Raw genomic sequence first — 7,640 nt, 5'->3', positions numbered from 1 at the left:
GGCTTGCGGCGAGGCTGTCGGCATGACCGTCGACACCGAGAACCCGCCGTCCGCCCCGCCGGTGCTGGATGTCCGGCAGCGGAACGTCGTCTTCGCCACCATCGTGCTCGGCATGCTGCTGGCCGCGCTGGACCAGACCATCGTCGGCACCGCGCTGCCCACCATCGTGGCGGACCTCGGCGGGGCGGCGCACATGTCCTGGGTGGTCACGTCCTACCTGCTCGCCGAGACGGTGGCCACCGTGCTGGCCGGCAAGTTCGGGGACCTCTACGGGCGCAAGGTGCTGTTCCAGATCTCCGCGATCGTGTTCATCACCGGCTCGTTCCTCTGCGGCCTGGCGACGAACATGACGCTGCTGATCGCCTGGCGCGCGCTCCAGGGGATCGGTGCGGGCGGCCTGATGGTGACGGCCATGGCGCTGATCGCCGACGTCATCCCGTTGCGCGAGCGGGGCAAGTACCAGGGCGCGATCGGCGCGGTGTTCGGCGTGGCGACGGTGATCGGGCCGCTGCTCGGCGGGCTGTTCACCGACCACCTGTCCTGGCGCTGGGCCTTCTACGTCAACGTGCCGATCGCCGTCGTGGTGGTGGCCGCCGCCGCCCGGACCATCCCCTCGGTGCGGGCGGCCGTCCGGCCGGTCGTCGACTACCTGGGCATCGCCCTGGTCGCGGTCGGCGCCAGTGCACTGATCCTGGCGACCAGCTGGGGCGGCAACGAGTACCCCTGGACCTCCGGCGTGATCATCGGCCTGTTCGTCGGCGGCGCCCTGGCCCTCGGCCTGTTCTGCTGGGCGGAGACCCGGGCCGTCCAGCCGATGCTGCCGATGCGGCTGTTCCGCACCCCGGTGTTCGCGGTCTGCTCCGTCCTCAGCTTCATCGTCGGCTTCGCGATGCTCGGCGCGCTGACCTTCCTGCCGACCTTCCTGCAGTACGTCGACGGGGACTCGGCGACCGTCTCCGGCGTGCGGATGCTGCCGATGGTGATCGGCCTGCTGCTCGCCTCCGTCGCGAGCGGCAACATCGTCAGCAAGACCGGGAAGTACCGGCTCTTCCCGATCGCCGGGACCCTGGTGATGGCCCTGGGCCTCTACCTGCTGTCCCGCCTGGAGCCGGGCACCGGTACCGTGCTCGCCTCCTGCTACATGTTCGTCCTCGGTGTCGGCATCGGGCTGAGCATGCAGGTGCTCACCATCGCGGTGCAGAACACCGTCGACTACGCGGACCTCGGCACCGCGACCTCCGGGGTGACCTTCTTCCGCACCATCGGCAGTTCCTTCGGCACCGCCGTGTTCGGGACCGTCTACGCCAACAGCCTCCGGACCGAGCTGGCCGAGGGAGTGGCCGAGTCCGCCCGTTCGACCGGCGCCGACCCCGTGGCGCTCACCCGGGCGGCCGCGAGCCCGCAGGGCCTGCACGGCCTGCCCGCCGACCAGGCGGCGCCGATCGTGCAGGGCTACGCGGACGCCCTGCACACCGTGTTCCTGTGGACCGTACCGGTGGCCCTGCTGGGCTTCGTGGTCGCGCTGTTCCTCAAGCAGGTGCAACTGCGGGACACCGCCCGGGCGGGCTCCACAGACCTCGGCGAGGGGTTCGCCCAGCCCACCAGCGGAGACTCGGACCAGCAGCTGGAGTCGACGGTCGGCCGGATCGTGCGCGGGGCCGACCTCGACACGGTCCGTTCGATCGTCGACGGCGCCGACACCCGGGTCGACCTCGCCGGTGCCTGGGCGTTGATGGAGGTCGCCGGCCACACCAAGGCGGTCGGCCAGGCGTCGCTGGCGCTGATCGGCGCCCGCAAGCGCGTCCCGCCGGAGGTCCTGGAGCCGGTGTTCGACCGCATGGCCGGCGAAGGGCACCTCACCCGCGACGGCGACCGGCTGGCCCTCACCGCCACCGGCACGCACGAGGTGCGCGGCGCCTGGTCCGACTGGCTCAACGACCGCCTCGAGGCCGACGCCGGGCGGCCCCGCAGCCCGCAGCTGCGGACCGCGGCCGAGGCGATCGCCTGGCGACTGCTGGTCGAGGACCTCGCCAACGGCCTGCCCGCACACGCCCGGGAGAAGGCCGTGGTTGGTGTGCGGGAACCGTCCTGAGCGATTCCCGACCCGCTCGGCCCGGGGTGACCCGTCCGGCCCGGTACGCCGCCGGTCGCCGCCTCGGCCGCCGCGGGCACCCGTGCGGGTGCCGCGTGGGTTCTCAGGCGGAGCCGGTGGCCAGGTACCGGTGCAGCGAGTCGGCCATCGCGTGCACGAAGGCGTCCTGGTCCGTCCCGTCCAGCAGCTCCAGCGAGAGGTACGGGTTGAGGTCCTCCAGCTCGACCAGCAGTAGCTCGCCCGCGCGGGTGCGGCAGGCGTCGACGCGCTGGATGCCGTGGTCCAGGGTGTTCCACCGTACGAACCGGTCCGCGAACGCGAGGTCGTCGGCGCTCGCGCGGTACGGCTCCAGCTCCCAGCGGCGCTCGGGGTCCGGCGCGTACAGGGCGTACTGGAAGGCGTCGTCCACGTAGTAGAACGACACCTCGTGGCGGAAGTCGATCCGAGGCTGGACCAGCATCCCGCCGAAGTCCACGCCGGCGAGCTCGGCCCGGTCCAGGAAGGCCAGGCCGATGGAGTCCGCCCCCGCCTTCGGCTTCACCGCGTACTGCGCGGTCTCGGGAAGCCGCTCCAGGTCCTCGGCGCGGTCGACGGTCGGGATCACCGGGTACCCGGCGGCGGTCAGCTCGGTCAAGTACTGCTTGCCGGCCATGTCGCCACGCCCGGTCAGCGGGTTGTAGACCCGGGTGCCGCGGGCGAGGGCCTGCGTCCGGAACGCGTCGTACGCCCGCTGGTAGTGCAGGACCGGGCCGCTGTTGCGCACCACAACGGCGTCGAAGCCGTCCATCAGCGCGGCCGCGTCCAGGGGGTGGCACACCGCGAGGTCGAACTCCGCCCGCAGCCTCGAGGTCAGCAGGATGTCCTCGTCGCAGTACCGCCGTCCGCGGGCGGGGTAGGCGAGGTCGGAGACGAAGAGGATACGGGGGCGGGCGGTGGCCATGGTGCGGCTCCTTGTTCGAGTCCGCCCACGATAGTTCCTGCTCCCCGCTGCTCCCGGGGCGGCCCCGCGCCACGGGACGGCCCCGGGTGTTCGAGCCGCCCGGGGCTTCCTGCGCTCCCTCCCGTCCTCCCGGCGGGGCCCGCTCACCGACCTGTGCCGCCCCCGTTCGGCCGGGGGAGGGGCAGGGGCGGCACGGCGGTGGCGGGTCAGGCCTTCGCGTCGGCGGAGGATTCGGCCCGCTGCTTGGCGACCAGCCGGTGGCGCAGCGCCGCGGAGGCGGGGTCGGCGTCCACCTCGCGCCAGCGGCGGCGGTCGAAGCCGGGAGTGTCGGCCCATTCCTCGGCGGCTTCCACCAGGGACTGCCAGCTCTTGCGGAGGTTGTTCAGGTTGTCCGTCCGGTGCCGGTCCTCGGGGGTCTCGATCAGACGCTCGAGCATCGCCTCGGCGCGGGCGGTCGCGGTGCGTACGAGACTGGACAGCGCCCGCGCGGCGCGCTGTTCCGGGCTGCCGAACGCGCCGTCCCCTTCCATGGGAAGGATCTGCTCGCGGAGGAAGGCATGGATGGCCCGGACATCGGCCGGGGTGAGGTCCACCGCGTAGTGCAGCGGCTCGGCGGGCGGGGTACTGGTGTCGGCCACGGGTGTTCCCTCGGTCTCGGGAAGGCGGTCGTACGTGTCGTCACGCCGACTGGATCGCCTCGGACAGGGCATGTCTACCGGATACGACGGGATGTGACGAATGTTTCGGTGAGACCTGTCCGTCGGGGCGGTGGCCCGCGAACGGCAGCCGGTCGCCCGGGTGCCGTTCGCGCGGGCCCACCCCGTGGGGGAGGGGCCCACCGTCCGCCGTGACGGTGCGGTCACGGGGCCTTGGTGTCGGGGATGCGGACGCCCTCGCCGAGGCAGTCGCGGAACTCGTACCACGGCGCGGGGCCGCTCCAGCGCAGGGCGGTGGCGGCGGTGGAAGTGTCGGCGAAGCGGCAGCCGTCGTAGAGCAGCTTGCCGGCGGTGGTGGCGGTGGACGTCGTCACGTGGTGGGAGCCGAGCAGCGCGCAGTCCTGGTAGCGGATCATCGGCCCGCGCGAGGGGTTGACGGCGTTGAAGCGGTAGACGTGCGCGGTGGCGTCGGTGGCGAACGGCTTGAAGGAGTTCGCGGTGTCGTCGCAGGAGACGAAGGTGATGCTGCCCTTGTACCAGGCCGAGTCGATGACCTTGTGGTCCTTGCCGCGCACCTCGAAGCGGATGCCCTGCGCGTACAGCCGCATCACCGAGTCGCCGCGCGGGCTGTTGGCGTTGAGCTTGAAGAAGGTGCCGGTCGAGTTCTCGTCCACGATGATGTACGAGCCGCCGATGAAGTTCATCGACCCGCCGCGCTCGTTGCGTACGAAGATGCCGGACTGGAACTCGACCTTGCAGTCACGGAACCAGTAGTTGAGGAACTGGTCCTGCTGGTTCTCGGTGGGCTTGCCACCCATCACCAGGAAGGCGTCGGCGTAGGAGCCGCTGATCTGACAGTGGTCCCAGCCCATCTCGCTGTTGAGGTTGGAGGTGCCGGCCGGTCCGTCCAGGACGATGCCGGCCTTCCAGGTGCCGTGCCACTCGACGTCGGTGTACCAGGTGTCCTGGACGCCCTTGCCCACGGCGGAGAGCGCGAGGTTGAAGGTGGCGGTGGCGTCGCGGCCCTCGAAGGTCAGGCCGCTGAGGCGGATGTTCTTGTAGCGGCCGTCGTTGGTCCAGAAGACCGTGTCGGGGGTGGCCGGCGCGTAGACGGAGAGCCGCTTGCCGTACCCGCTGATGGAGATGCCGTCGATCACGCCCGGGTTGTCGGTGCCGTGGGTGATGGGCAGCAGCGAGTCGGGCTGGGTCAGCAGGTAGGTGCCCGGCGGGACGAGCAGCACCTTCTTGGGGGTGTAGCCGGTCTTGGGAGCGCCCCCGAGCAGTTCCAGGGCGGCCCTGCGGAACGCGTCGTCGCTGGGCGTGCGGCCGGTCGGGTCGGCGCCCTTGGCGACGACGTCGACCACGTAGTCCGCCGGGCCGGCGGTGGCCGCGGCGCTCGCCGCCGAGGCGCCGCGGGTGCCGAGGGCGATGCTGCCCGCGAGCGCCCCCGCCCCGGTCATGCCGGCGAGCAGCGCCCGGCGGCCGGGCCGGCGCCCGCTCTCCGCGGCACCGTCGTCGTGCTTGCCGTCTGCGTGCGTGGTCATCGGTACCCCCGTGGGAAGAGAAACAGGCTGACTGCCACGGGCGACCAGAAGTCGATCATGGCGAGTCCGGGTGATCCTCTGTCATGTCCGCCCCGCGCCGCAAGCCCGGGCCACGGGGCCCGGGCCGCCCTGGACGGCATTCCCGCGATGACACCCGTTCGGCGGCGGGGTGTTCCTGACGGTCTGAAGACCGTTTCCCAGCCTCTTGACCACGGCGCCCGTTCGCAGGGCCCCCCTTTCGCGCGTCCCGGCCGTGTCCGACCGTCCTCCTGCCGTTCTGACGACGTCTTCGGAGCCGTGTTCGCGATCGCCGGGGCAGTCGGCTGCCGGGTCGTCGACATCCCGGACAGGGAGATCAGCTGTCTGTCGGCAGGAACGTGGAATGTCCAGCCAGAAGGATCTCGGCGGTGGGGGAGCGGGTTCCGTGAAGGCTGCCCGCGGGCGGCGGCGAAGGGTCAGAGCCACCAGCGAACGAAGGTGGCGACGCCAAGGGCCGCGAAGCCCAGGAGCACCAGAGCGGCGAGAGCAAGTCCGGCGCAGAACAGCTTGCCGGCCGAGTCGTCACTGTCGGAGTGCTCGGTGTTCTCGGCGTGGTCACGCACGTGGTGCCAGTGGATCGGGCGGCCTGCCTGCGCGGAGGCTGCCTCACGGAGCCCGGCCAGCCGGGCACGGGCGGTGTCCGTCGGCGCCGACTCCTCGGGACCACGCCAGGCGACGGCCACCATCCGGTCGAGCGGATCGGGGTGACGGGCCTCGAAAGCCGCCGTCTCGCCCGGATCCCGGTCCACGTCGAGGTAGGCCCAACGGCCTGCCTCGGCCGACTCGCCGTACAACCGGTAGACCTCGGCCAGCCGCTGCCTGGCCGTGAGATCCGCCGGGTACGAGGCCACCAGGCCGCGCAGGCGTTGACGAGCGACGGGTATCCGGCCGGCACGAAGGTCCGCATCAACCTTGACGAGGGTGGTCTCAACTGTCACCAGAGCATGGTGACGAATGAAGAACGACTGGTCAAAGGACTTACCGGCCGGCTCAGCTGTATCGGATTGGGTACGGCTGGGGCGGTTGCGGCGCCAGGTGGTGGGGGACGGGAACGCGTCTTCCTGTTGGCCTCGGGCGCGGGCCGGAGGTGCCCGCCGTGCCGTCCGGGGCCGGGACGGCGCTCTGCGGGCCGGCCTGTCGGGCGGGCAGGTTCGGGTGGCCCGTCACCCACCAGCTGGCGGCCGACTGGCTGCGCGAGCACCACCGCCGGTGGCCGAGTTCCGCCAACCCCCCACCTGCTCGTCTCCCGGCAAAACGCCCTCGACCCGGGCGGCCCTCCAATTGCCAAGCCCCGCAATTGCCAAGCCCCGGCCCCAGGGCGTGTTCGGCCGGCGCGGCCTGGTCATGCGCGACGTCGGCCAGGACCGCATCCGGGACGAAGCCGTCACCGGCCTCAGCCCGTCAACGCCCGGAGGCAGCAGCAACCGACTCGATGACACCGCGCCAGGTCCTGCGACAGCCCTCGCGAAGGGGCCCGCCGACCAGGTCGAGAATCCCTGATGCCGCGTCGATCATGCGTCCCGGGTCTCCCGACTCACACAGGTGCAGGTGACCTTCGAGCAGGGCTGCCCCACGCTCCGCGTCCGCTTCCAGAAGGCGCCGCGGCAGCCACTTCCCACCGCCGATCCACGCGTGGTGGTAGTCGAAGAGCAGATCGGCCGCAGCGTTGAGAACAAAGCCGGCCACCGCAAGGCGCTCGATCTGGCCGCCCGCGTCGGCGAGATCGTCCAGAGCGTCCGTCAACCCGTACCTCGTCGTTTCGACCGTCGCCGGTTCCAGCGACGGCGGACCCTCGCGGAGGTCCGTCTCGGCCAGGGCACGGGCGCGTCCGGCCTCACCGTTCGTGTCGAGCAGGACGAGACCGGTGGCATACATGCTCTGCAGGACCGCGCGACGTGCGGCAACGTCCGCTGCGAAGAGATCCACGAGACCGGCACGTGTGTGGATGAAGAGCTCGACAACACGTCCCTCGAACCGGATCGTCTCCCGGTAGGTCTCGCCGCCGTTTCCGATGAGCACCGCGATGTCCAGGTCACTGCTGGCAGTGGCTCGCCCCGCAGCCGTCGACCCGGCAAGGGTCACAGCCAGCGCATCGGGGAAACGGTCACATGCGAGACGTCGAGCCTGGTCGACGGGATCCGGGGTCATGATGGCCAGGGTTTCAGGAACCTTGTGCCAACGGCGACCGGGTTTTCCGTTCCCACCGGCTTGGTCAGCTGCTGGATGCTTGGAACTCGGTCGGGAAGGGCGTGCGAACAACTACTCCCGTGTGGCTTCTGACCCGTCGATGTCCAGGATTCCGAGAACTCGCGCGTTTTGCGGCAAGGGCGACAAGGACCCCAGCGCCCGCCGCCCGCCGCCCGCCGCCC

Annotated in this window: 6 protein-coding genes; 1 reads left to right on the top strand and 5 read right to left on the bottom strand. The window is 71.3% G+C overall.

The features are described from left to right. The first annotated feature begins 22 nt into the window (after positions 1 to 22). On the top strand, positions 23 to 2,092 hold the full coding sequence (locus VR45_RS36595) for an MDR family MFS transporter (protein WP_045944247.1): 2,070 nt from the start codon (positions 23 to 25) through the stop codon (positions 2,090 to 2,092). Positions 2,093 to 2,195: 103 nt separating this feature from the next. On the opposite strand, the gene VR45_RS36590 is transcribed toward VR45_RS36595, so the two are convergent. From VR45_RS36590 to VR45_RS36570, 5 genes are all read right to left on the bottom strand, one after another. Further along, positions 2,196 to 3,032 (bottom strand): hypothetical protein, encoded by an 837-nt coding sequence (locus tag VR45_RS36590; protein WP_045944246.1) that lies wholly within the window; start codon positions 3,030 to 3,032, stop codon positions 2,196 to 2,198. A gap of 206 nt (positions 3,033 to 3,238) precedes the next feature. Next, positions 3,239 to 3,670: a hypothetical protein gene (locus VR45_RS36585; RefSeq protein ID WP_045944245.1), complete on the bottom strand. Its 432-nt coding sequence runs from the start codon at positions 3,668 to 3,670 to the stop codon at positions 3,239 to 3,241. Positions 3,671 to 3,891: 221 nt separating this feature from the next. Then, positions 3,892 to 5,232 (bottom strand): hypothetical protein, encoded by a 1,341-nt coding sequence (locus VR45_RS36580; protein WP_234326515.1) that lies wholly within the window; start codon positions 5,230 to 5,232, stop codon positions 3,892 to 3,894. Positions 5,233 to 5,687: 455 nt separating this feature from the next. Next, positions 5,688 to 6,209: a DUF6584 family protein gene (locus tag VR45_RS36575; protein WP_045944244.1), complete on the bottom strand. Its 522-nt coding sequence runs from the start codon at positions 6,207 to 6,209 to the stop codon at positions 5,688 to 5,690. Between the two features lie 463 nt (positions 6,210 to 6,672). Then, positions 6,673 to 7,419: a nucleotidyltransferase domain-containing protein gene (locus VR45_RS36570; protein ID WP_107084385.1), complete on the bottom strand. Its 747-nt coding sequence runs from the start codon at positions 7,417 to 7,419 to the stop codon at positions 6,673 to 6,675. Positions 7,420 to 7,640 lie beyond the last annotated feature (221 nt).

The sequence above is a fragment of the Streptomyces sp. NRRL S-495 genome, from assembly GCF_000966955.1.
Taxonomy (GTDB): Bacteria; Actinomycetota; Actinomycetes; order Streptomycetales; family Streptomycetaceae; genus Kitasatospora; species Kitasatospora purpeofusca.
Note: the sequence above shows the minus strand (reverse complement) of the source record. Positions and strands in the feature narration are given on the sequence as shown.